The following is a 22,983-nucleotide window of genomic DNA, read 5'->3' on the forward strand; positions in this document are numbered from 1 at the left end:
CAGGTGGAACGCGCCGAATTCGTGTCACCGTGGCTACCGGAAACCCGCCTAGGTCAATCCCTGCACCAGCTATGCGGAATTATCGACTCAACGAGAGAATGCGATCCGGGACGAAACCCCCGGGACCGACACCGGGTGCGGATTGCGCGCGGTGATCGAACGCCCCCGAGGGTAGACCGACCGGGCACGAGGTGCAACAACCACCCCCCGGCGTGCCGCGAATCTCCGCACGGAATCTACCGGCTCGTGACCTGAACCCCGGTCTGGTCGACCGGCAGCTCGATGACTTCGAATCCTGCAACGTCCACCGGCGCCGGAATTATTCCGTCGACCGTGAGTGCCAGCACGGTCGGACCCGCGCCGGACACCGTCGCCGCGACCCCGGCGGCACGCAGGTCGTGCACCAGGCGCCCGGTCGCCGGGTAGGCGGGGGCGCGGTAGTCCTGGTGCAGGCGGTCTTCGGTCGCGGGCAGCAGCAGCGACGGATCGCTGGTCAGCGCGTGCACGGCGAGCGCCGCGCGGCCCGCCGAGAACGCGGCGTCGGAGTGCGGCACCTTCTCCGGCAGCAGCCCGCGCGTCGCCTCGGTGGACGACTTCACCGAGGGCACCGCCACCACCGGGCGGATCGACGGGTGCGGCGTCAGCCGTTCCGCGTGAAAGCGGCCCTTCTCACACCACGCCAGGACGAACCCGCCCAGCAGGCTCGCCGCGGCGTTGTCCGCGTGCCCCTCGAACTCGGCGGCCAGCTGGACCGCGTCGCCGTCCAGCGGCCGCTCCGCGAGGGCGTACCCGGCGGCGATCCCGGAGACCACCGCCGCGGCCGACGAACCGAGCCCCCGCGCGTGCGGGATCTTGTTGAAGCACCGCAGGTGCAGCCCCGGCGGCGTGACGCCGAGGTGCTCGCACGCGCGCCGCAGCGCCCGCACCACCAGGTGCGTCTCGTCGGTGGGCACGTCCTCGACCCCGCCGGCTCCCGCGTCGAACACCTCGACCTTGAGACCGGCGTCGGTGACCTGCACCTCGACGACGTCGTGCAGCGCGAGCGCCAGCCCGAGCGCGTCGAAGCCCGGGCCGAGATTCGCGCTCGACGCCGGGACAGTCACCTTCAGAGCGGTCACGTCAGCTCCAGCGCGGCGGCCACGGCCCGCGGGTCCACCGCCAGCGGCTCGACCTCGACGTTGCCCTCCAGCGCGGTGCCCGGGTCCTTGAGGCCGTGTCCGGTGACGGTGCACACGACCGTCGAGCCCTTGGGCAGGCGCCCGTCGGCTGCGGTGGCGAGCAGGCCCGCGACGCTGGTCGCCGACGCCGGCTCCACGAACACGCCCTCCTTGCTGGCCAGCAGGCGGTACGCGGCGAGGATCTTCTCGTCGGTGACCGCCTCGAACAGGCCGCCGGAGGCGTTCTTCGCCTTTACCGCGCCCTCCCAGGAGGCCGGGCTGCCGACGCGGATCGCGGTCGCGATCGTCTCCGGCTCGGCGACCGGCTCACCCTTGACCAGCGGGGCCGCGCCGGCCGCCTGGAACCCGAACATGCGCGGGGTGTTCTTCACCACACCGTCCGCGGCGTACTCGGAGTACCCGGCCCAGTAGGCAGTGATGTTGCCCGCGTTGCCGACCGGCAGGCAGTGGATGTCCGGCGCCTGGCCGAGGACGTCGCAGATCTCCCACGCCGCGGTCTTCTGGCCGATCAGGCGCACCGGGTTGACCGAGTTGACCAGCGTGACCGGGTGGTCGATCGCGGTCTTGCGGGCGAGTTCGAGGCAGTCGTCGAAGTTGCCGTCGATCTGCAGGATCCGCGCGCCGTGCAGGATCGCCTGCGCGAGCTTGCCCATCGCGATCTTGCCCTGCGGGATGAGCACCGCGCAGGTCAGTCCGGCGCGCGCGGCGTAGGCCGCGGCCGAGGCCGACGTGTTGCCGGTCGAGGCGCAGATGACCGCCTGCAGGCCGCTGGCCTTCGCGTGGGTGATCGCCACGGTCATGCCGCGGTCCTTGAACGACCCGGTCGGGTTGGCGCCCTCGACCTTGAGGTAGACGGTCGAGCCGGTCAGCTCGGACAGGTGCGGGGCTGGCATCAGCGGCGTGTTGCCCTCGCCGAGGGTGATGACCTCCGCCCCGGCCGGAACCGGTACCCGGTCGGCGTACGCCTCGATGATCCCGGGCCAGCCGGCCTTCGCAGTCATGAATCCTCGCCTTCCACCCGCATCACGCTCACGACCTCGTTGACGACGTCCATTTTCCCGATGGCCTCGACGGTGGCCTCGAGCGCCGCGTCCGGTGCGAGGTGCGTCACGATGACGAGGCTGGCCGTGTCGTGCCGGTCACGCTGCCGGACCGCGGCGATGCTCACCTCGTGGGCCGCGAACACCTGCGCGACCTGCGCGAGCACACCCGGCTTGTCGGCCACGTCGAGGCTGACGTGGTAGCGGGTCGGGGTCTGGCCCATCGGCCGCACCGGCAGCTGGGCGTGCGCCGACTCGCGCGGGCCGCGGCCGCCGACCACCCGGTTGCGGGCCACCGCGACCAGGTCGCCGAGCACCGCGCTGGCCGTCGGCGCGCCACCGGCGCCCTGACCGTAGAACATCAGGCTGCCCGCCGCGTCCGCCTCGACGAACACGGCGTTGAACGCGCCACCGACGTTCGCCAGCGGGTGGGTGCGCGGGAGCATCACCGGGTGCACGCGGGCGGAGACCGACTCCGTGCCGTCCTCGCCCTCGACGCGCTCGCAGATCGAGAGCAGCTTCACCGTGCGGCCCAGCGCCTTCGCCGCCGCGATGTCCGAAGCTGACACGTTCGAGATGCCCTCGCGGTGCACGTCGGACGCGGTGACGCGGGTGTGGAACGCCAGCGAGGCGAGGATGGCCGCCTTGGACGCGGCGTCGTAGCCGTCCACGTCCGCCGTCGGGTCCGCCTCCGCGTAGCCGAGGCGGCTGGCCTCGTCCAGGGTCTCGGCGTAGCCGGCGCCCGTGGAGTCCATCGCGGACAGGATGAAGTTGGTGGTGCCGTTGACGATGCCCATCACCTTGGTGATGCGGTCGCCGGCCAGCGACTCGCGCAGCGGGCGCAGCAGCGGGATCGCACCGGCCACCGCCGCCTCGAAGTAGAGGTCGGCTCCGCTGGAATCGGCCGCCTCGAACAGCTCCGCGGAGTACTCGGCCAGCAGCGCCTTGTTCGCCGTGACGACCGACTTCCCCTTGCGCAGCGCGGTGAGCAGCCACTCGCGCACCGGGTCGACGCCGCCGATCAGCTCGACCACGACGTCCACATCGGACTCCACGAGCGCGGCGGCGTCGTTGGTCAGCAGGTGCTGCGGCAGCTCGGGGTGCTTGTCCGGGCGGCGCACCGCGATGCCGGCCAGCTCGACCGGGGCGCCGGCGCGGGCGGCGAGCTCGTCAGCCTGCTCTGTGAGCAGCCGCGCGACCTCGGCGCCGACCGTGCCGCAGCCCAGCAGCGCGACGCGCACCGTCTTGCCGTCTACAGTGGACATTGCAGTCACGACACCTCCAGCTGCAGCATGTCGTCGATCGTCTCGCGGCGCAGGAGCAGCCGGGCGCTGCCGTTGCGGACCGCGACGACCGCGGGGCGCGGCTGCCGGTTGTAGTTGCTGGCCATGGAGTAGCAGTACGCGCCGGTCGCCGCGACGGCGAGCAGGTCGCCGGGGGCGAGGGTGTCCGGCAGCCAGCAGTCCCGCACGACGATGTCGCCGGACTCGCAGTGCTTGCCCACCACGCGGCTCAGCGCCGCGCCGACCTGCTCGCTCGTCCCGTCGTCGCTCGCGCGCGACACCAGGCGGACGTCGTACACCGCGTCGTAGAGCGGCGTGCGGATGTTGTCGCTCATCCCGCCGTCCACGCTGACGTAGCGCCGGGACTCGTTGTCCCCCAGCGACACGTCCTTGATGGTGCCCACCTCGTACAGCGTGACGGTGCCCGGGCCGGCGATGGCGCGGCCGGGCTCGCCCGCGATGCGCGGCACCGGCAGCCCGGCGAACTCGCACTCCTTGCGCACGATCTCGCGGATCTGCGTGATCATCTGGGCAGGCGGCGGCGGGTTGTCCTTGTCGGTGTAGGCGATGCCGAAACCGCCGCCGAGGTCCACCAGCGACAGCTGCTCCAGCAGCTGCTCGCCGTGCTCCTTGACCAGCTCGGCCATCAGCCCGATGACCCGGCGCGCGGCGACCTCGAAGCCGTCGGCGTCGAAGATCTGCGACCCGATGTGGCTGTGCAGGCCGACCAGGCGCAGCGACGGCGCGTTGAGCACCCGGCGCACCGCCTCCGCGGCGTCGCCCGCGGCCAGGGAGAAACCGAACTTCTGGTCCTCGTGGGCGGTCGCGATGAACTCGTGCGTGTGCGCCTCGACGCCGACCGTGACGCGGATCAGCACCTTCTGCTCGACGTCGAGCCGCGCCGCCACGTCGGCCAGCCGCGCGATCTCGTAGTAGGAGTCCAGCACGACCGTGCCGACCCCGGCGCCGACCGCGGTCTCCAGCTCGGCGACCGACTTGTTGTTGCCGTGGAAGGTGATCCGCTCCGGCGGGAAGCCGGCGCGCAGCGCGACCGCGAGCTCGCCGCCGCTGGCGACGTCCAGGCTCAGGCCCTGCGCGGCGACCCAGCGGGCCACCTCGGTGCACAGGAACGCCTTGGCCGCGTAGTGCACCAGCGACGGGTCGTCGAACGCCTCGGCGTACTCGGCGCAGCGCGACTTGAAGTCGGCCTCGTCGACGACGAACAACGGCGTGCCGTAGGTCTCGGCCAGCTGCCGCACGTCGACGCCCGCGATCCGCACCACGCCGTCCGGGGCGCGGTAGGAGTTGCGGGGCCAGACCTTCGGGTAGAGCCGGTCGAGCTCTTCGGAACTGGACGGGGGGAAACCGGAGGTGTCGGCGTGCGGGTAGACCTCCGCGTGCCGCGGGCCGGCGGGGTGAGCCATGGGGGATTACATCCGTTCCGGAGCTGAGACACCGAGCAGGGCGAGGCCGTTCGCGAACACCTGGCGCGCCGCCTCGCACAGGGCGAGGCGGGCGAAGGTGAGCGGAGTGGCTTCCTCGTCGCCCTTGGGCAGGACCTGCGCGACGGCGTAGAACTTGTGGAACGCGCCGGCGAGGCTTTCCAGGTAACGCGCCACGCGGTGCGGTTCACGCAGTTCGGCGGCGCGCTGCACGATCGTCGGGAACTCCCCGATCGTGCGGATGAGGTCACCCTCGCGGTCGAGGGTGAGCAGCCCGAAGTCGGCGTCGTTGTCGAACTTCAGTCCGAGGTCGGCGGCGTTGCGCTGCAGCGAGGCGAGCCGGGCGTGCGCGTACTGCACGTAGTAGACCGGGTTCTCGTCGCTGTGCTTGCGCAGCAGGTCGAGGTCGATGTCGATGCTGGAGTCCACCGAGTACCGGTTCAGCTCGTAGCGCGCCGCGTCCACCCCGACGGCCTCGACGAGGTCCTCCAGCGTGATCACCGTGCCGGCGCGCTTGCTCATCCGTACCGGCTTGCCCTCGCTGACCAGGTTCACCAGCTGGCCGATGAGCACCTCGACCACGGACGGGTCGTGGCCCATCGCCGCCGCGGCGGCCTTGAGCCGGGCGATGTAGCCGTGGTGGTCGGCGCCGAGCATGTAGATGCACAGGTCGAAGCCGCGGCCGATCTTGTCCTGCAGGTAGGCGATGTCACCGGCGATGTAGGCGGGCGCGCCGTCGCTCTTGATGACCACGCGGTCCTTGTCGTCGCCGAACTCGGTGGAGCGCAGCCACCAGGCGCCGTCGGCGTGGTAGAGGCTGCCGTTCTCCTTGAGGCTCTCGACGGCCTTCTCCACGGCGCCGGACTGGTGCAGGGAGTCCTCGTGGAAGTAGACGTCGAAGTCGGTGCCGAACTCGTGCAGGCTCTTCTTGATCTCGCCGAACATCAGGTCGACGCCGATGCGGCGGAACGTCTCGTTGCGCTCGTCCTCCGGCAGCGACAGCGCGCTGGGCTCCTGGCGCAGGACCTCGGCGGCGATGTCGCTGATGTAGGCGCCCGCGTAGCCGTCCTCCGGCGTGGGGTCGCCCTTCGCGGCGGCGATCAGGGACCGGACGAACCGGTCGATCTGCGCGCCTGCGTCGTTGAAGTAGTACTCGCGCGTGACGTCGGCGCCCTGCGCCTGCAGGACGCGGCCCAGCGCGTCGCCCACCGCGGCCCAGCGGGTGCCGCCGAGGTGGATCGGGCCGGTCGGGTTCGCCGACACGAACTCGAGGTTGATCTTGCGGCCGGCCAGCGCGGTGCCGCGGCCGTAGGCGTCGCCGAGGGTGAGGACCTGGCGGATCTGCTCGCCCTGGGCGTCGGCGGCCAGCCGGAGGTTCACGAACCCGGGGCCGGCGATCTCGGCCGAGTCGATGCCGTCGGTGGCGGCGAGCGCGTCGGCCAGCTCCTGGGCGAAGTCGCGCGGGGCCAGGCCGGCCTTCTTCGCCACCTGCAGCGCGATGTTGGTGGCGTAGTCTCCGTGTTCCGGGTTGCGCGGGCGCTCGACGGTCACCGTGGCGGGCAGCACGGCGGGGTCGGCGCCACGGGCGGTGAGCACCTGCGCGGCGGACGTACGGACCAGGTCAGCTAGGGCCTCGGGAGTCACCAGCCGAGTGTAAGGGCCGCGACCTCGGCCGTTGACAGGGACCGAACACGGGGTCCCTAAACTCTACCCGGGTATATCCACTTGACGGGAGACGCGGGAGCCATGGCCAGCGGCACTAAGAAGAAGGGCGCACCGAAGAAGGGCAGCGTGAAGGCGGCCCGCGGCTCGGTGGTGTCCAAGAAGGGTGTGCCCTGGGGCACGATCATCTCGGTGGTCGCGGTGGTCGCGCTCGCCGCCGTGGTGGTCACCTACTACCTGGTCCAGTCGGCGCCCAAGCGCGCGCTGGCGAGCTGGGCGCCCACCGCGGACAACCCGGACCCGTCGCTGAGCATCCCCGGCATCGTCACCGGCCAGTACCAGGCCAGCGTGCACATCCTGCCGACCGAGCGGGTGGCCTACGACCACTCGCCGCCCTACGGCGGCCCGCACGACGGCTACTGGGCGGCGTGCAACGGCGTCGTCTACCCGGTCGCGGTGCGCACGGAGAACATGGTGCACTCGCTCGAGCACGGGGCCGTGTGGATCGCCTACAACCCCGACCAGGTGACCGGTGACGCGCTGAACACGCTCAAGTCCAAGGTCGAGGGCAAGCCGTACACGATGATGTCGCCCTACCCCGGGCTGGACAAGCCGATCTCGCTGCAGTCGTGGGGCCACCAGCTGAAGCTCGACTCGGCCACCGACGAGCGGATCGACCAGTTCATCACCGCGCTGCGGACCAACCAGAACACCTACCCGGAGGTCGGTGCCTCGTGCGACGCCCTCGGCGCGGGCGCCTTCGACCCGGACAACCCGCCGCCGTTCGACCCGACGCCGCCGGGCCCGGACGCGAAGCCGATGGACTACCAGGGTTCCGCGGGCACGCAGCAGGACACCAGCACGATGCCGACGTCCTGATCCTGATGGCGGACGAAGAAGGCGCCCCGGTGGCGGACCGGCCGGGCCCCCGGCCGGTCATCATCGGCGCGACGGTGGTCGTGGTGCTGCTGGTCGGCGCGGTGCTCGGGATGTTCCTGACGTCTCTGGCGAAGGGCCCGGGGACCTCCGCCACGCCCGCGGAGGGTTCGGTCGAGGTCGGGTTCGCGCAGGACATGTCGGTGCACCACCTGCAGGCCGTGACCATGGCCAGCTGGGAACGCGACCACACGAGCGACCCGCAGCTGAAGCAGCTGGCGTTCGACATCGAGTCCACGCAGCGCGAGCAGGTCGGCCGGATGAAGGGCTGGCTCATGCTGTGGGGCCAGCCCGAGCAGGCCACGGGCGAGTACATGACGTGGATGACGGCCGACGCGGGGCACGACCACATGGCGATGGCGCCGTCGTCGTCGGCCGCGGCGGCCGCGGGCGCGCCGATGCCGGGCATGGCGACCAACGACGAGCTGGCGAAGCTGCGCTCGCTGTCCGGCACCGAGCTGGACGTGTACTTCCTGCAGCTGATGCTGAGGCACCACCAGGGCGGGACGGAGATGGCGCAGTACGCGCACGATCACACGTCGGTGTCTGCGGTGAAGGCGCTGACGCAGAGCATCCTGACCTCGCAGGGGGCGGAGATGACGGTGATGCGGAACATGCTCACCGCGCGGGGCGCGCAGCCGCTGCCCTTCCCCTGACGCCCTGTTTCGTCGACGCTCTCCGCGGCCGGAAACCGACGGTGCGTGAATTGTCGGTGAATTGGCTGGGTGCGACTGTTAGGAAGCGCGCCCTATGACTCCTGAATTGTCCGGCCTGGAGCCCGTCCCGCTGCTGCCGGATGCACCGTCAGAACCTCAAGAAGTGGTTCGACCGGGGTGGTTGTGGCTAGTGGGCGTGGTGGGCCTGATCCTTACCGTCCTGTCCATTCTCACCAGTCCGCTATGGCCGGCTTCGAATCCGATCTGGTCATCAACTGAGTTGCAGTTCGGCTCGGCCCTCATCGTGTTCGCTGTTCTCTTCTTCGTCGAGCGAAGGGTTCCTGGCCAGGAAGGTCGAGCAGGTAACCCGCCGTCTGGTCGAAGATCTGACCCCGGAGAACCTCAGCAACTTGCCCCCGGAAGACCTCCAGCGGGTCGCTGACATCGATGGGCCGGTTGCACGGGCGATCGAGTGGCGAAACCACATCGTCAACGGACGGTATGCCGAAGCGTGGCTTGTCAGCGAATCGAACCGGCATGAAGAAACTGCGATTTCTCGCCGTCGAAGAAGGAGGGCCATAGCGCATGCGAGCTTGGGGAGAGGCAGCATCACAGCGCTGGGAGTATCGAGCCGACGACGTTGTGTGGGGCCGGGCTGTGAACTCGTCCGCATGGCACCGCTCGGCACGCACTCGGACGGGTACTTGGTGCACACCCCATCCGTGCTGCCGGTTTCGATGGATCTGCTGATGCACAGGATCGGCGAGGAGTGGAAAGTCGCGGCTTTCGGGGCTGCGGCCCCTCCCCTGCCCGGGCGGCCTCCGGCTTGGTGGATAGACGGAGACCCGGCGGCTGCTACGGCGGGTTGAGGGGATTGCAGAGCGGAGCAAGCCCAGCCGTGGTCACCAGCTGAGTTCCTGGCAGCGCGCCGCCGATTCGCGTGGTTCGCACTGCAGCGTGGCGTGCTCGATCGAGTACTGCTCCTTGAGGAGCGTCTGCGCGGCGGCGAGCACCTCGGCCGGCTGCGCGGTGCGTTCCAGGGTGAGGTGCGCGGAGGCGACCTCCATGCCCGAGGTGAGCGTCCACACGTGCAGGTCGTGCACGTCGCACACGCCGGCGAGCTCGGCGAGGTCCGCGCTGATGCGTTCGACGTCCACCTCGGCGGGTGCGTGCTGGAACAGGATGCGCAGCGCCCGCCGGGCGAGGGTGAACGTGCGAGGCAGCACGAACAGTCCGATCGCGACACCGATCAGGGCGTCCGCGTAGCGCCAGCCGGTGGTCAGGGTGATCACGCCGCTGACGAGGACGCCGACCGACCCGATCAGGTCGGCGAGGACCTCCAGGTACGCGCCGCGCAGGTTGAGGCTCTCCTTGGAGCCGTCGCGGAGCAGGGCGAAGGCAACGAGGTTCGCGGCGAGCCCGGCGACCGCCACGAGCAGCACGGGCAGGCCGGGCACCTCGGGCGGGTTCGCGAGCCGCTCGACGGCCTCGAAGATCACGTAGCCTGCCACCCCGAAGAGCAGGACGGCGTTGGCCAGCGCGGCGAGCACTTCGGCCCGGTAGAGCCCGAAGGTGCACCGGTAGGTCGGCCCGGACCGCCGCGCCAGGACGATCGCCGTGAGGGCCATCGCCAGCCCGAGGACGTCGGTGAGCATGTGCCCGGCGTCGGAGATCAACGCGAGCGACCCGGTGACCACCCCGACGACGACTTCGAGCAACAGGAAGGCGAGGCCGATCCCGAGCGCCGCGGCGAGCCGTGGCAGATAGCGGGCGGACGCGCTACCGGGCGGCTGGTGCCCGTGTCCGTGGCCGTGTCCCATGCGCTGGTGTCCTCCTCTGTCCCGCACCCGGAATATATAGTGATATGCGCATGTATGCAATGGCAGGTAAGGCTTGCCTTCTTCGCGCAGCCTAACCGAGCGGCGACCGCGCCGCCCCCTCCGAAGGGGTAGCCGCTCACAAGGTGGAAACACGGGTGCGCTAGGGTGTGTCACGTCGCCCAGCGATGGGCCCTCGTAGCTCAGGGGATAGAGCACTGCCCTCCGGAGGCAGGTGTCGCAGGTTCGAATCCTGCCGAGGGCACCCAGGTTCCTACACACAAAACCGGCCCCTACCAGCGAAAACGCGGTAGGGGCCGATTCATGTTCACCGGCGGACCCCGATCAAGATCGGGGATCTGTGCGCAATCTGTGGGCACGCTGCACGGAGACCGACTGCCCCGCCCACTGCGCCACCGTGGCCGCAAAACCCCCGCCCCAGCCAGGTGCTCACCGCAGCGTGGCGGAAGTCGCAGGGCCGCCGCGCGAGTGGTCCGCGCTCGCCGACGACCAGGTGCCCGTCGGGACCGTAGCCGAAGCGTTCAAGCAAGAGCGTCGATACGGATGCGCTCGTCGCCGAGCGCTCGGCACCGTGCCGACAAGTCCCATCAGGCGTACGACCAGATCACGCGGGTCCGCTTCCGACGCGTGAACCCGCGCCGTAGGCGGCCATGAACATGTCGACCAGGCTGTTCACGGCCTCCTCGTCGATCGGCTTCGTGGACAGCAACCAGCGGTAGTAGAGGGTGCCGCAGAGAACCTCGGCCGGGAAGCGCAGATCCGCGTCGGGGACCAGTTCGCCGGCACGCTGGGCTCGGGCGATCCGGTCGAAGGTGCTCTGCTCGACGGTCGCCAGGAACCGCGAGTGCAGGGTCTCCCGCAACGCGGCGTCAGACTGGGCTTCGGCGATCACCGCGCGGTAGACCGGGCCGATCGGCGGCTGGGAGAGCGCGGGCGCGGACCGCAGGAACTGCTCACGCAGGTCGGCCCGGACGTCGCCGGTGTCGTGGTAGTCCAGGTCGGTCGTCCACACGCGACTGAGCGCGTCCAGCAGCAGCGCGGCCATCGACGGCCAGCGCCGGTAGATCGTGTGCTTCCCGACGCCGGCCCGGCGCGCGACCGCCTCGATGTTGAGGCCCGCGTACCCGACCTCCGTGGCCAGGTCGAGCGTCACCTGCAGCAGTTCGTCCGTCCGGGCGGCGCCGCGGCGCCGAGGCTGGTCGGTCATGTCCCGCATCCTATCGGCACGCTGCGTGCCGTTGACAGCCAGACAGGCTCGCTGCATCATGAGGCGCAACGGCACGGTGCGTGCCGATAACCTGAAGGAGGTCACCATGGGCAGCAGTGCGGGCACGAAGCACGAGGGCTTCACCGCCGAAGAACGGGCCGCGATGCGGGACCACGCGAAGGAGCTGAAGGCCGCGGCCCGTCGCGGCTCCCGGGCGGACAAGGCGGCGCAGGCCGAGCAGGACGTGCTCGCGAAGATCGCCGCGATGGCGCCGTCGGACAGAGCGATGGCCGAGCGCGTCCACGCCGTGGTCCGGGCCGCCGCGCCGGCCCTCGAACCAAAGCTGTGGTACGGCATGCCCGCCTACGCTCTGGACGGCAAGGTCGTGTGCTTCTTCCAGAGCGCGGAGAAGTTCAAGGCGCGTTATGCCACGCTCGGGTTCAGCGACCAGGCTTCGCTCGACGACGGTCCGATGTGGCCGACCGGTTTCGCCCTGACCGGTGTCACTTCCGAGGTGGAGGAGAAGATCGCGGCGCTGGTCGAGCGCGCGGTGAGCTGACCGGCGAGCCGGGCCGGATCACGTTGTCCTGCCGCGGCGGACGGGCTGCGGCAGGATGATCGGCATGACCCTGCCGACGTTCTGCCAGGTCGTCCTCGACTGCACCGACGCCCGGCGGCTCGCGGAGTTCTACCGCGAGCTGCTCGGGCTCGTGTACCGGCCGGGCGACGAGGACGGCGACGCCGACTGGCTCGTGCTCCGCACCCCGGACGGGCGCCCCCAGCTGGCCTTCCAGCAGGTCGACACCCTGCCGGCGGCGACGTGGCCGGACGGCCCCGTGCCGCAGCAGCTGCACCTCGACCTCACCGTGCCCACCAAGGCCGAACTGGAAGCCCAGCACGAGCGGGCCCTTCACCTCGGCGCCCGGCTGCTCCGCGACCGCAGCGACGACCCCGACGAACCGTTGTACGTCTACGCCGATCCGGCCGGGCACCCGTTCTGCATCTTCGTCGGCTAGCCGTAGTGCCCCGCGAGGTTGATGACGCCGGTGATGGGTGGTTGGCCGTTGAGGGCGGTGCGGGCAGTGCTGTCGTGCGGTCGTTCGAGGATGGCGGGAATGCCGTGGGCGGCGGCGCGGCGGAAAAAGTCGGCGCAGGTGGCACCACCGGACACGGAGGTCTTCGCCTCGATCGACAACGTCGATGATCCCTACGGCTAGACCGTCAGCACGATCTTCCCGCGCGTGCGGCCCTGCTGGCTCAGGCGCCACGCGTCGGCGGCCTCGGCGAGCGGGAACGTCCGCTCGACGTGCACCGTCAGCTTGCCCTCGTCCGCCAGGCTCGCCAGCTCGGCCAGTTCGGCGCCGTCCGGGCGGACCCACACGTAGCCGTGCGCGCCGACCTCCGGGTTGGCGATCGACGCGATCCGGTCCGGGCTCACGAACTCCCGTGACACCTCCACCGCGTCGCCGCCCACGAAGTCCACCGCGGCGTCGATCGGGCCCAGTTCACGAAGCCGGTCCGCCAGGCCCTCGCCGTAGGTGACCGGCTCCGCGCCCAGCTCACGCAGGTAGTCGTGGTTGCGCTCGCTCGCCGTGCCGATCACCCGCGCGCCGAGCGCGACCGCGATCTGCGTGCCGAACGACCCGACGCCACCGGCCGCGGCGTGGATCAGCACCGTCTCACCGGCCCGCAGCCCGACGCGCTTCAGCGAGCGGTACGCCGTCTGCCCCGCCAGCGGCACACCGGCCGCCTGCGCGAAGTCCAGCGAACGCGGCTTCTTCGCGAGCATCCGCACGTTCGCGGTCACCAGCTCGGCGTAGGCGCCCTGCTGCACCCAGTCCTTGCGGACGTAGCCGAAAACCTCGTCGCCGACGGAAAACTCCCCGGAGTCGAATCCCACCTTCTCGACGACCCCGGCCACGTCCCAGCCGGGCACGAGGGGGAACCGGACCTCCATCAGGCCGTCCAGCCCGCCCGCCGCGAGCTTCCAGTCGACCGGGTTGACACCGGCGGCCTTGACCCTGACCAGCACCTCCCCCGGACCGACCTTGGGATCCGGGAGCTCGGCCAGCCGGAGGTCGTCCGCCGAACCGTACTCCTGCAGTGCGATTGCCTTCATGTCCGGCGCAACGGCGGGCCCGCGACGGGATATTCCACCGCAGACGAGTTTCGCCGGTTCGTGCGCGGGCACACCCGTACATGGCCACCGAACGGCCGGACGACCCCGTCTTGACCGGCGCCGCCCGGGCGTGCTGCACCAGCACCGAGATCACCATCACGGCCACCGCCGCGCGGCTGCACGCCAACGCGACCTGCGACCAGGCAGCCGGTGAGCGAGCGACAGCCGCCCGTCACCGCGACAAAGCGAAACGGCTGAAAAAAGAGTCACGAGTCTTGCGAGGAGTGGCAGCGCCCGGCGCGCTGACGTGTGAACATGGGGAGATGACGGAGGGAGCCGAGGACCGGAACCGCGCGGCCGACGAGCGCGACGACCTGGCCGACGCCCGCGACCGGGCGGCCGACCGCCGGGACAGGGCGGCCGTCGAGCGGGACGGGCTGGCGGAAGTGGGCGAGACCCGGGACCGGCACGAACGGCACACGATTTCGAAGGCCCTCCTGGACGCCGAAAACCGGGAGGGCGCGGCACTGCAGCGCGAAGCCGAGGCGGCCCGCCGGGAGAAGGAATTGGCGACGCACGATCCGGACGCGGTGGCCGCGTTCATGGCGGAAGCCGAGTCGGACCGGGAGGCGGCGGCCGAAGACCGTGCCGCCGCGGCCGAGGACCGCTACGCCCTCCGGGAACACCTGAACCGGACGGCGAACGACCACGGCACGGCGAGAACTTCCCGGCAGCAGGCCGCGCGGGACCGCAGGTCCGCGCGGGAAGACCGGTCCGCGTCGCGGGACGACCGGGAGGCGTCGCTGTCCGACCGCGAGCAGAGCGAGATCGACCTGAACACCGGCCCCTACCCGCCGCAGCCCTGATCAGCGCACGGATATCGTCGTCGGGTGAGCAAGGATGAGCCCGTCTCGCTGATCGCCGTGGCGAAGGCCGCCGGGGTGTCCAAGACGACCGCGTCGGACGCGCCGCGTGATTCCGGCCGGGTGCCGGAGCGGACGAAGCAGCACGTGGTCGCCGTGGTGCGGCGGCTCGGCTGAACCCCGAACCGGCCGCGCGCTCGAACGGCGAACCGGCGGGCGTCGTGCTCTCCGACCACGCGGCGGTGCTCGAACAGCTCCTCGACCACCTTGCCACGGCCGGTGCGCAGCACATCGCGCCGCTTGCCTCAAGCACGGTCACCGACTGGGGCCGCACCCTGCAGCGCACCTACCTCGGCTGGTCCGAGCGGCACCGGCGCCGGCCGCGGCTGTGGGAGATGGCGTTCGGATCGCCCAGCACGGTCATGCAGGACAACGTGCGCGCGCTGCTCAACGCCGACGCGGACGTCGATGCGCTGGTGTGCGCGCCGGACGGCGCCGCGGCCGCGGTGCTGCCGGTAATCCGCGCCGCCGGCCGGACGATCGGCAGGGACCTGCTGCTCGCGTCCTGTGTGGACAGCACCGCGCTGGCGCACCCGCCGATCACCGCGATCGACCTGCGGCCCCGCGACGCCGGTGACTCCGGCGCGCGGCTGCTGTTCGACATCCTGTCCGGCGAGGCGCCGCCCGGGACCGTGCGCACCCAGGCGATCGGCCTCATCGAGCGGGCGTCGACACGGCGGGCCTGACCGCGAACTCCGCCCAGCTCTCCGGCGTCACCGAGCACGGCCCGCCGGTGTGCACGTGCATCCGCCCCGCCACCACGTCCAGCGAGATCGTCGCCAGGCTCTCCCACCGCTCGTGCGCGGGCAGCGACATGTCCGGGTGCGCGCAGACCGCCGCGCCGTCCTCGGTGTGCGCGCACAGCGCCCGCGCCCGCGCGGTCAGGTCCGCCGCGCCGAGTTCCGCGGCGTGCGACCGCAGCCACGAGCCGCGGGCGAGCGTCGTCGACACGTCGACCGTCGTCCGCTCTCCGGGAGCGAGCGCCGCGTCGAGGAAGTGGTTGGCGTGCCACAGAACTCCGCCCACCGGGTCTACCACGCCGACCCCGGCCGGGCTCAGTTCCAGGCACCGCGCCCGGTCGGCGGTCACGACGGTGATCACCGACGACGCCGACAACCGCGCCGAGCGGGCCAGTTCCGTGGCCTCCTCGACGGTCGACGCCTCGTCCAGAATCCGCCGCGCCACCACGTGCACCGGCACCCCGATGTCCGCGTGGTCCGAGGCGTGCCGCAGCACGTTGAAGTGCACGCCGAGCCCCGCGGAGTTCACGCCGATCTTGCCGGCCACCCCGGCCTCGGTGAACGTGCACACGCCCGGCCAGGACACGACGGTCATGCCGTCGCGCAGGGTGTCGTGCCAGTCCCAGGTCTGCACCGTGCGCGGCGAGCCGTCCGCGAGCACCACCGACGTGGAGCACTCCCCCTCGCCGGAAACGGCCGCCGCGGCGAGGATTTCGGTGCGCCCGTTCAGCGCGCCGAGCTGCCACCCGGCGAGCCCGCTGCCCTCGGCCACCCCGAGCAGCTCCTCCCCCAGCGACGGCGCCCATTCGCTCGTTTCCGCCAGCGCCGCCGCGCCCAACGCCCGCACCTGCTCGAACCCGATGCCGTGGGCGGCGAACAGCCGCGCGTAACCGTCGAAGGCCGCCCGGATCTCGCCGGCGCACTCCGCGCCCAGCGTCCGCGGGTCGTCGGCCACCACGACCTTCATCGGGTGCTCGCCAGTACCGTGTCCCACGCCGGCTCGGAGGCCGGCGCGCCCAGCCCGGTCGTCGCTAACTGCTTCAGTGTCACGTCGCCCAGCTTCGCGTTGGTGATGACGACCGTCAACGTCGTGTTCCCCGAGGCCGGGCCACCAGCTCCGCGATGATCCGCACACCCTCCTCGATTTCGCCCGGCGGCCTGGCGCCGTAGCCGAGCACGAGGCCGGGCGCGCCCGGGAGCTGGCGGTGCCAGGACAGCGGCTGCACCTTGACGCCGCGGGACAGCGCCGCGGTCGCCAGGTCCACATCGGACAGCTCGCGGTCGAACGTGATCATCAGGTGCAGGCCGGCCGCCGCGCCGTGCACGCGCACGCCGGGCAGGTGCCGTCGGACCGCGTCGATCATCGCGTCCCGGCGGCGCCGGTGGCGTCGGCGCACGAAGCGCAGGTGCCGCTCCAGATCGCCGGACGTCATGAGGTGCGCCAGCACCAGTTGCGGCAGCACCGCGTTGCCGAGGTCGGCGTACCGCTTCGCGTCCACGAGGTCCCGCTGGTACCGCGGCGGCACCAGCAGCCAGCCGATCCGCAGCGCCGGGGCGAGCAGCTTCGAGATGCTGCCCGCGTAGCAGACCCGCTCCGGCAGCATCGCGCGCAGCGCGGGCACCGGCGGGCGGTCGTACCGGTGCTCGGCGTCGTAGTCGTCCTCGACGATCAGGCCGCCCCAGCGCATGAGCTCGCGCCGCCGCTCGCCGCCGAGCACCACGCCCGCCGGGAACTGGTGCGCGGGCGTCAACAACACCGCGGGCGACCGCAGTTCGGACACCCGGACGCCCTCGTCGTCGACCGGCACCGGCGGGGTGGCCAGGCCACTGTTGCGGAGGTGCTGCCGCGCGCCGAGCGAACCGGGGTCCTCCACCGCGACCTCGCCGATGCCGTGCGCGCGGAACACCGTCGCGAGCAGGCCGAGCGCCTGCGCGACCCCAGCGACCACGACGACGTCGGCCGGATCGGCGCGGATGCCGCGGTTGCGGGCCAGCCAGTTCGCCACCGCCAGCCGGAACGCCGGTGCGCCGCGCGGGTCGCCGTACCCGAAGTCGGCCGCCGACAGCCCGCCGAGCACCGCCCGTTCCGCGCGCAGCCACGCCACCCGCGGGAACGCGGCCAGATCCGGCACGCCGGGGGTGAGGTCGATGCGGGCCGGCGCGGCGCGCAACCGGTCGAAGACGTCCGGCCGCGGCTCGAACACGACGTCCGCGCTCGGCGCGGGAGCCGGTACGGGCGACGCGGTGACGGGCACCGCCACCACGACGGTTCCGCCCCGGCCGCGCCCGGCGACGTGCCCGTCCTCGACGAGCCGCTGGTACGCCTCGGTCACCACCCCGCGCGACACGCCCAGCTCGGCGGCCAGCGTCCGCGTCGGCGGCAGCCTGCTGCCCACGGCAGGCGCCCGTCCGCGATCGCGTCCCGCAGGCGCGCCGCCAGCCACGCCGACCGCCCGCCCGGCGGGGCCTCGCCGATGTCGAGCTGGAGGAAGTCCGATCCCGTTATGGACCGCTCGACGGGCTCGGGTTTGGACCTGTCCACCGGACCAGTATCCCGCCATGGTGGTTCCATGTCCGTCGAATTCCTGCTCACCGCGCTGGTCGTCGTGGCCACGCCCGGCACCGGTGCGCTGCTGACCATGAGCGCCGGCCTGGCGCACGGCACGCGGGCGAGCGTCATCGCCGCGGTCGGCTGCACGCTGGGCACCGTTCCGCACGCGATCGCCGCGATCACCGGCCTCGCCGCGCTGCTGCACGCCAGCGCCGTGGCGTTCCAGGTGATCAAGTACGCCGGGGTGGCCTACCTGCTCTACCTGGCGTGGTCGGCGTTGCGGGAGCCGGACCGGCCGCCGGAGGCGCCCGCGCCGCGGTCGGCCGCCCGGGTGATCATGTCCGCGGTGCTGGTCAACGTGCTCAACCCGAAGCTCACGATCTTCTTCTTCGCGTTCCTGCCGCAGTTCGTGCACCCCGGTGATCCGCGCTCGCTGTTGACGATGGCCGAGCTGAGCGCGGTGTTCATGGCGCTGACGCTGGTCGTGTTCGTCGCCTACGGAGTGGCCGCCGCGGCGATGCGCGAGCGGGTGCTGTCCCGGCCGCGGGTGCGAGCGTGGATGCGCCGGGTCTTCGCGGGCACGTTCGCCGCCCTCGCCGTCCGGCTGGCCGCCGAATGATCCGCTTCCGGCATTCCGACGCGATCTGGTCGGACTTCCCGCAGCTGGTCCCGGGTGTGCTGTACGCGGAGAGCGCGCGGCCGTCCAGTGATCCGTCGCGCTACTGGCGGATCGCGGCGGAGCGGCTCGCGGACGGCCCGGAGTCCGCGCTGCCGGAGATCCAGGCGTGGCGGCAGGCGTTCGCGCGGATGGGCCTGAAACCGACGCAGTACCGGTGCGCGGCGGAATCGTTGCTGCGCCGGTTCCGCAAGGACGGGTCGCTGCCGTCGATCCACCCGATGATCGACCTGGGCAACGCGGTTTCGCTCGCGTTCGCGATCCCGGTCGCCGTGTTCGACGTTGACGCGCTCGACGGCCTGCTGGAAGTCCGGTACGCGACGGGAACCGAGGAGTACGCGGCGTTCTCCGGCGACACCGAGCACCCGGCCCCGGGGGAAATCGTGTTCGCGGACGAGCACGGCCGGGCGCACGCCCGCCGGTGGACGCACCGGCAGAGCGCGCGATCGGCCGTCACCCCGGCGACGCGGTCGGTGCTGATCGTCGCGGAAGCCCTGCACACCACGGCGGCCGCCGACATGCCCCGGCTGCTCGACGCACTGAGCGCCGAACTGCCGGGCTCGGAGGCGACGGTGCTCAGCCCGGACGCGCCGGAGTTTCGGGTGAAACTCCGCTGAGCCGCAGCGTTTCGGCGTGCAACCACCTCGCCACCTGGACGTCGAAGGCAGGCCCGTCCACGGCGATGCGCCTGCCCTCGACGAACGCGCTCAACGGTTCGGCGGGCGGCGAGTCGAGCACCCGCACGATCGGGGCCACCGCTTCACCCACCGGTTTGCCGAACCGCTTCATCCGGTCCAGCTGCCGGGCGCTCGCGGCGTCGTACTCACCCGCGAAGCTGGTCGCCGTGACGCCCGGGTGCACCAGCACGTAGCGGATCCGCGGGTGCCGCTCGGCGAACGAGACACCGTGGAGGTCGTTGAGCTTGCCGCCCTGGACCATCGCGCCGACCGGATCGTAGTGCCGGGCGAACTGGAGGTCGTCCCGGTTCACGACGTCCAACGGGGCGCCCGGCCCGGCCACGTTGGCGATCACGGGAGTGTCCGCTCCGGACAGTGCACCGGCCAGCCGCTCCGCCAGCACGAACCGGCTCAGGTAGAACAGCGCGAAGTTGTCCTCGAAGCCCTCGGGGGTCACGTGCCTGCGGGCGCGGAAGAACCGGGCGCACAGCACGAGCGCATCGATCCGCGGGTGCTTCCCGGTGATTTCGTCGGCTGCCGCGTGCGCCGCCGCCACCAGGCTCAGGTCGGCGGGCACGAATTCCGCGCCCGGCGGCGCCTTCGCCGGGTTCCGGCCCACGACGACCACCCGGTCGCCGCGCGCCAGCAGCTCGCGCGCCACTCCCGCGCCGATCCCGTCGGTGCCGCCGGTGATGACCACCGTCTTCACCGCTCCGCCCTCCCGGGCAGCAGCGGGCTCGCCGCCAGCACGACGACGAGCGCGCCGACCGCGAACCAGTACACGCCGTGGAAACCGGCCATCGCGTCACCCGCGGATTCCAGAATCAGCGTCACGACGACCACGCCGATCGACGCGCCGAGCTGGTTGAGCATGTACAGCGCCGAACTGCCCTGCGGCACCAGCTCCGCGGGCAGCGTCCGGTACAGCGAGCCCATCGTGGGCGCGCCGACGAAGCCGAGCCCCAGGCCCATGACGAACGCGGCCACCGCGGGCCACGCCTGACCCGCGTCCGGGCCCATCCACGTGAACGCCAGCCCGGCGAGCAGGGCCACGACCGCGCCCGCGCGCACCAGCACCCGCGCCCCGATCCGGTCGGACAGCCGCCCGGCCAGCGGCATCGACAGCGCCCCGCCGAGGCCGACCGGCGCGACGAGCATCCCGGCGGCGAGCACCCCGTGGCCGTGCACCTGCTGGTAGTAGAGCGGGAGGACGAACAGGTTCGCGAACGTGCCGAGCCCGACGAGCGCCATCACGGCGACGCTCGCGGTGAACCCGCCCCGCGCGAAGAGGCGCAGATCGATGAGCGGCGCCGCCGCGCGCCTGGCGTGCCCACCGTACGCGAGCAGCAGGACGACACCGGCGACGAGCGGAACCAGCACGGACGCGGTGGCGAACGCGGTGTGCTCCGCGGCCTGCGACAGCGCCAGGACGAGGGCGGCGAACCCCGGCCCGAGCAGCGCGAGCCCACGCACGTCGAGCGGCGCCGGGACCGCCGCCGGACCGTCGTCGCGCGGGACGGAGCGTAGCGCGAGCAGCACGGCGACCAGCCCGAGCGGCACGTTGAGCAGGAACATCCACCGCCATGGGAGCACGTCCAGCACCGCGCCTCCGGCGACCGGGCCGAGCACCGGCCCGAGCGAGAGCACCACGCCCATCAGGCCCATCACGCGCCCGGCGCGAGCGGGTCCGGCGGCACGCGCGAGCAGCGTCAGGACCAGCGGGTCGAGGATGCCGGCGCCGAGACCCTGCACGACCCGCGCGGTGATGAGGCTGCCGACGTCCCACGCACACCCGGCGGCCAGCGAGCCGGCCAGGAACACGGCCAGCCCGGACAGCCACATCCGGCGACCGCCGAAGCGGTCCACGGCCCACGTCGTGAACGGGATGGCGACGGTGACGGCGAGCAGGAAACCGGTGGTGGCCCAGCCGATCGTGCTCAGCGAGGCGCCGAAGTCGGCGGCGAGGACATCCGTGCCGGTGGCGACCATCGTGCTGTTGAGGATGCCCAGGATCCCGCCGAGCAGGACCGCGGTGATCATCCGGACGAGCCCCGGGTCGAGGCGTTCGTCCGCACTGATTGAACTCATGGGTTCAAGTTAGCTTACTCGTCAGAACAAGTGAACCCACGGGTTCAATTCGAGTAGCATGCGGGTATGGCCACGCGTGGACGCATCGACAAACGGCAGGCGATCCTGGACGCGGCGTTCACGGTGTTCGCGCGGCAGGGCTACGCGCAGGCGTGCGTCGCCGAGGTCGCGGCCGAGGCGGGCGTGGCGAAGCCGACGGTCTACAACCACTTCAGCGAGAAGGCGAACCTGTTCCGCGAGTCGATGACGGCGGAGGCGGCCAAGGCGATCGCGGACAACCTGGCGGCGGTGGACCGGCTCCGCGACACGGGCGAGGACCTGAGGGCCGCGCTGGAGCAGGTGGGCCGCCGCCTGATCGACTGCTACACCGACGACCGGTCGTGGGCGTTCCGGCGGCTCCTGCAGGCCGAACTGGCACGTTTCCCGGAACTGCTGGACACCGTCCAGACGCGCGCCGGAACCAACGTCGTGACCGACGCGCTCGCCGACCGCCTGGCCCGCCTCGCCCTGGAGGGCCGGCTGAAGATCACGGACCCGGCGCGGGCCGCGGAGCAGTTCGGGGCGCTGCTCACCGCGCCCCTGGAGTCGCGGACCCGGTTGGGCACGCGGGCGCTCCCGGAGGCCGAACGGAACGCCGTCGCCGCCGCGGCTGTCGACACCTTCCTGCGCGCCTACGGCTGACCGGCCGTGCCGGGAGCAGCGCGCCCCCGGCACGGCACCCCCTCAGGCGTTGGCCAGCAACCCGTGCGGGTCGAGCACGTACTTGCGCGCCGCGCCGTGGTCGAATTCCTGGTAGCCCCGCGGGGCCTCGGCCAGGGGGATCGGCGTCGCGTTGACCGCCTTCGCGATCTGGACCCGATCGTGCAGGATCGCCATCATCAGGCGCCGGTGGTAGCGCATCACCGGGCACTGTCCGGTGGTGAACGCGTGCGACTTCGCCCAGCCCAGGCCGATCCGGATGGACAGCGAGCCGTGCCGCGCGGCCTCGTCGGCCGCGCCCGGGTCGCCGGTCACGTACAGGCCCGGGATGCCCAGTGCGCCGCCCGCCGCGGTGATGTCCATCAGCGAGTTCAGCACGGTCGCCGGGTGCTCGTCGGACGCTTCCTTGCCGTGCCCGCGCGCCTCGAACCCGACCGCGTCGACACCGCAGTCGACCTCGGGCACGCCGAGGATCTCGGCGATCTGGTCCTTCGGGTCGCCCTTCGACACGTCCACCGTCTCGCAGCCGAAGCTGCGAGCCTGCTCCAGCCGGTCGGCGTTGAGGTCGCCGACGATCACCACCGCCGCGCCGAGCAGCTGCGCCGACGCCGCCGCGGCCAGCCCGACCGGTCCGGCGCCCGCGATGTACACGGTCGACCCGACGCCGACGCCCGCGCTGACGCAGCCGTGGAAACCGGTCGGGAAGATGTCCGACAGCATGGCCAGGTCGAGGATCTTCTCCATGGCCTGGTCGCGGTCCGGGAACTTCAGCAGGTTCCAGTCCGCGTACGGCACCATCACGTACTCGGCCTGCCCGCCGACCCAGCCGCCCATGTCGACGTAACCGTATGCCGACCCGGGCCGGTCCGGGTTGACGTTGAGGCAGATCCCGGTCTTGCCCTCCTTGCAGTTGCGGCACCGTCCGCAGGCGATGTTGAACGGCACCGAGACCAGGTCGCCCTCCTTGATGAACTCGACGTCCCGGCCCGTCTCGACCACCTCGCCGGTGATCTCGTGGCCCAGCACCAGCCCTTCCGGCGCGGTCGTGCGGCCACGCACCATGTGCTGGTCGCTGCCGCAGATGTTGGTCGCGACGTTCTTGAGAATGACACCGTGCTGGGTTTCCCGCCCCACGTTGGCCTGGTGCACGCCGGGGCCGTCCTTCATCGAGAAGGTCGGGTAGTCGATGGTGTCGACCTCGACCTTGCCGGGTCCCAGATAGGTGACCGCTTTGTTGCCCGCCATGAGTTCTGCCGCCTCGATTCCTC

At 71.7% G+C, this 22,983-nt stretch carries 24 protein-coding genes, 1 tRNA gene and 1 pseudogene; 11 read left to right on the forward strand and 15 right to left on the reverse strand.

All coding sequences use genetic code 11. From position 1 onward, the window contains the following. Positions 1-236: 236 nt before the first annotated feature. Genes thrB through argS form a run of 5 tightly spaced genes read right to left on the reverse strand, consistent with a single transcriptional unit; the run spans position 237 to position 6,587 of the window. Entirely contained in the window at positions 237-1,118 is an 882-nt protein-coding gene (gene thrB, locus ABZ193_RS16255; protein WP_237339551.1) for a homoserine kinase, read from the reverse strand. After that, the gene (gene thrC / locus ABZ193_RS16260; protein ID WP_123683642.1) at positions 1,115-2,179 is read right to left on the reverse strand and encodes a threonine synthase; all 1,065 of its coding nucleotides are present in this window, start codon (positions 2,177-2,179) and stop codon (positions 1,115-1,117) included. Before thrC ends, thrB begins: the two co-directional genes overlap by 4 nt. Beyond that, positions 2,176-3,483: a homoserine dehydrogenase gene (locus ABZ193_RS16265; RefSeq protein WP_020417775.1), complete on the reverse strand. Its 1,308-nt coding sequence runs from the start codon at positions 3,481-3,483 to the stop codon at positions 2,176-2,178. Before ABZ193_RS16265 ends, thrC begins: the two co-directional genes overlap by 4 nt. Positions 3,484-3,488: 5 nt before the next feature. After that, positions 3,489-4,925 (reverse strand): diaminopimelate decarboxylase, encoded by a 1,437-nt coding sequence (gene lysA, locus ABZ193_RS16270; RefSeq protein WP_020417774.1) that lies wholly within the window; start codon positions 4,923-4,925, stop codon positions 3,489-3,491. A gap of 6 nt (positions 4,926-4,931) precedes the next feature. After that, the gene (argS, locus tag ABZ193_RS16275; RefSeq protein ID WP_354710393.1) at positions 4,932-6,587 is read right to left on the reverse strand and encodes an arginine--tRNA ligase; all 1,656 of its coding nucleotides are present in this window, start codon (positions 6,585-6,587) and stop codon (positions 4,932-4,934) included. A gap of 102 nt (positions 6,588-6,689) precedes the next feature. Between argS and ABZ193_RS16280 the strand changes: the two genes are divergently transcribed. After that, positions 6,690-7,484, forward strand: a complete 795-nt coding sequence (locus ABZ193_RS16280) for a DUF3105 domain-containing protein (RefSeq protein WP_020417772.1) — start codon at positions 6,690-6,692, stop codon at positions 7,482-7,484. A 5-nt stretch (positions 7,485-7,489) separates the two neighbouring features. Beyond that, the gene (locus tag ABZ193_RS16285) at positions 7,490-8,197 is read left to right on the forward strand and encodes a DUF305 domain-containing protein (RefSeq protein ID WP_354710394.1); all 708 of its coding nucleotides are present in this window, start codon (positions 7,490-7,492) and stop codon (positions 8,195-8,197) included. Positions 8,198-9,099: 902 nt separating this feature from the next. On the opposite strand, the gene ABZ193_RS16290 is transcribed toward ABZ193_RS16285, so the two are convergent. Further along, the gene (locus ABZ193_RS16290; RefSeq protein WP_354710395.1) at positions 9,100-10,017 is read right to left on the reverse strand and encodes a cation diffusion facilitator family transporter; all 918 of its coding nucleotides are present in this window, start codon (positions 10,015-10,017) and stop codon (positions 9,100-9,102) included. A 189-nt stretch (positions 10,018-10,206) separates the two neighbouring features. On the opposite strand from ABZ193_RS16290, the gene ABZ193_RS16295 reads away from it, so the two are divergent. Next, positions 10,207-10,279, forward strand: a tRNA-Arg gene (locus tag ABZ193_RS16295). A 360-nt stretch (positions 10,280-10,639) separates the two neighbouring features. On the opposite strand, the gene ABZ193_RS16300 is transcribed toward ABZ193_RS16295, so the two are convergent. Then, positions 10,640-11,242, reverse strand: coding sequence for a TetR/AcrR family transcriptional regulator (locus ABZ193_RS16300; RefSeq protein WP_354710396.1), 603 nt, complete (start codon positions 11,240-11,242; stop codon positions 10,640-10,642). Positions 11,243-11,348: 106 nt separating this feature from the next. Here ABZ193_RS16300 and ABZ193_RS16305 point away from each other — a divergent pair, with 106 nt between their 5' ends. Continuing rightward, positions 11,349-11,801 (forward strand): DUF1801 domain-containing protein, encoded by a 453-nt coding sequence (locus ABZ193_RS16305; protein ID WP_354710397.1) that lies wholly within the window; start codon positions 11,349-11,351, stop codon positions 11,799-11,801. 55 nt (positions 11,802-11,856) lie between these two features. After that, positions 11,857-12,258 carry a VOC family protein gene (locus ABZ193_RS16310; RefSeq protein WP_020417766.1) on the forward strand — a complete coding sequence of 134 codons (402 nt, stop codon included), beginning with the start codon at positions 11,857-11,859 and terminating at the stop codon, positions 12,256-12,258. On the opposite strand, the gene ABZ193_RS16315 is transcribed toward ABZ193_RS16310, so the two are convergent. Then, the gene (locus ABZ193_RS16315; RefSeq protein ID WP_354710399.1) at positions 12,255-12,437 is read right to left on the reverse strand and encodes a hypothetical protein; all 183 of its coding nucleotides are present in this window, start codon (positions 12,435-12,437) and stop codon (positions 12,255-12,257) included. The two genes, ABZ193_RS16310 and ABZ193_RS16315, sit on opposite strands and share 4 nt — an antisense overlap. 18 nt (positions 12,438-12,455) lie before the next feature. Next, a complete protein-coding gene (locus tag ABZ193_RS16320) occupies positions 12,456-13,361 on the reverse strand; it encodes an NADP-dependent oxidoreductase (protein ID WP_237339546.1) in 906 nt (301 codons plus the stop codon). 323 nt (positions 13,362-13,684) lie between these two features. Here ABZ193_RS16320 and ABZ193_RS16325 point away from each other — a divergent pair, with 323 nt between their 5' ends. The 3 genes from ABZ193_RS16325 to ABZ193_RS16335 all read left to right on the forward strand — a co-directional run bounded on the left by ABZ193_RS16325 (position 13,685) and on the right by ABZ193_RS16335 (position 14,970). Further along, positions 13,685-14,227, forward strand: a complete 543-nt coding sequence (locus tag ABZ193_RS16325; RefSeq protein ID WP_354710400.1) for a hypothetical protein — start codon at positions 13,685-13,687, stop codon at positions 14,225-14,227. 24 nt (positions 14,228-14,251) lie between these two features. After that, complete coding sequence (locus ABZ193_RS16330; protein ID WP_354710401.1) at positions 14,252-14,401, forward strand: LacI family DNA-binding transcriptional regulator; 150 nt, start codon at positions 14,252-14,254, stop codon at positions 14,399-14,401. A 65-nt stretch (positions 14,402-14,466) separates the two neighbouring features. Continuing rightward, the gene (locus tag ABZ193_RS16335) at positions 14,467-14,970 is read left to right on the forward strand and encodes a substrate-binding domain-containing protein (protein WP_354710402.1); all 504 of its coding nucleotides are present in this window, start codon (positions 14,467-14,469) and stop codon (positions 14,968-14,970) included. On the opposite strand, the gene ABZ193_RS16340 is transcribed toward ABZ193_RS16335, so the two are convergent. The 3 genes and pseudogenes from ABZ193_RS16340 to ABZ193_RS16350 form a co-directional block, all read right to left on the reverse strand. Then, the gene (locus ABZ193_RS16340; protein WP_237339542.1) at positions 14,939-15,991 is read right to left on the reverse strand and encodes a C45 family peptidase; all 1,053 of its coding nucleotides are present in this window, start codon (positions 15,989-15,991) and stop codon (positions 14,939-14,941) included. The genes ABZ193_RS16335 and ABZ193_RS16340 overlap by 32 nt on opposite strands. Continuing rightward, on the reverse strand, positions 15,988-16,110 hold the full coding sequence (locus tag ABZ193_RS16345; RefSeq protein WP_272883812.1) for a hypothetical protein: 123 nt from the start codon (positions 16,108-16,110) through the stop codon (positions 15,988-15,990). Before ABZ193_RS16345 ends, ABZ193_RS16340 begins: the two co-directional genes overlap by 4 nt. Further along, positions 16,107-17,566: pseudogene (locus ABZ193_RS16350) on the reverse strand (PLP-dependent aminotransferase family protein). Before ABZ193_RS16350 ends, ABZ193_RS16345 begins: the two are co-directional and overlap by 4 nt. Positions 17,567-17,594: 28 nt before the next feature. On the opposite strand from ABZ193_RS16350, the gene ABZ193_RS16355 reads away from it, so the two are divergent. After that, positions 17,595-18,194: a LysE family translocator gene (locus ABZ193_RS16355; RefSeq protein WP_354710404.1), complete on the forward strand. Its 600-nt coding sequence runs from the start codon at positions 17,595-17,597 to the stop codon at positions 18,192-18,194. Continuing rightward, a complete protein-coding gene (locus ABZ193_RS16360; RefSeq protein WP_354710405.1) occupies positions 18,191-18,868 on the forward strand; it encodes a phenylalanine--tRNA ligase beta subunit-related protein in 678 nt (225 codons plus the stop codon). The genes ABZ193_RS16355 and ABZ193_RS16360 overlap by 4 nt, the downstream gene beginning before the upstream one ends. On the opposite strand, the gene ABZ193_RS16365 is transcribed toward ABZ193_RS16360, so the two are convergent. Both ABZ193_RS16365 and ABZ193_RS16370 read right to left on the reverse strand, forming a co-directional pair. Further along, positions 18,828-19,637, reverse strand: coding sequence for an SDR family NAD(P)-dependent oxidoreductase (locus ABZ193_RS16365; protein ID WP_354710406.1), 810 nt, complete (start codon positions 19,635-19,637; stop codon positions 18,828-18,830). The two genes, ABZ193_RS16360 and ABZ193_RS16365, sit on opposite strands and share 41 nt — an antisense overlap. Further along, the gene (locus ABZ193_RS16370) at positions 19,634-21,016 is read right to left on the reverse strand and encodes a DHA2 family efflux MFS transporter permease subunit (RefSeq protein ID WP_354710407.1); all 1,383 of its coding nucleotides are present in this window, start codon (positions 21,014-21,016) and stop codon (positions 19,634-19,636) included. The genes ABZ193_RS16365 and ABZ193_RS16370 overlap by 4 nt, the downstream gene beginning before the upstream one ends. Before the next feature lie 66 nt (positions 21,017-21,082). Between ABZ193_RS16370 and ABZ193_RS16375 the strand changes: the two genes are divergently transcribed. After that, positions 21,083-21,697: a TetR/AcrR family transcriptional regulator C-terminal domain-containing protein gene (locus ABZ193_RS16375; RefSeq protein ID WP_354710408.1), complete on the forward strand. Its 615-nt coding sequence runs from the start codon at positions 21,083-21,085 to the stop codon at positions 21,695-21,697. 42 nt (positions 21,698-21,739) lie between these two features. Here the strand turns inward: ABZ193_RS16375 and fdhA are convergent, their stop codons facing one another. Then, positions 21,740-22,960: a formaldehyde dehydrogenase, glutathione-independent gene (gene fdhA / locus ABZ193_RS16380; RefSeq protein ID WP_354710409.1), complete on the reverse strand. Its 1,221-nt coding sequence runs from the start codon at positions 22,958-22,960 to the stop codon at positions 21,740-21,742. Between the last annotated feature and the right edge of the window lie 23 nt (positions 22,961-22,983).

Source organism: Amycolatopsis sp. NPDC006125 (assembly GCF_040614195.1).
GTDB classification, from domain to species: Bacteria; Actinomycetota; Actinomycetes; order Mycobacteriales; family Pseudonocardiaceae; genus Amycolatopsis_E; species Amycolatopsis_E tucumanensis.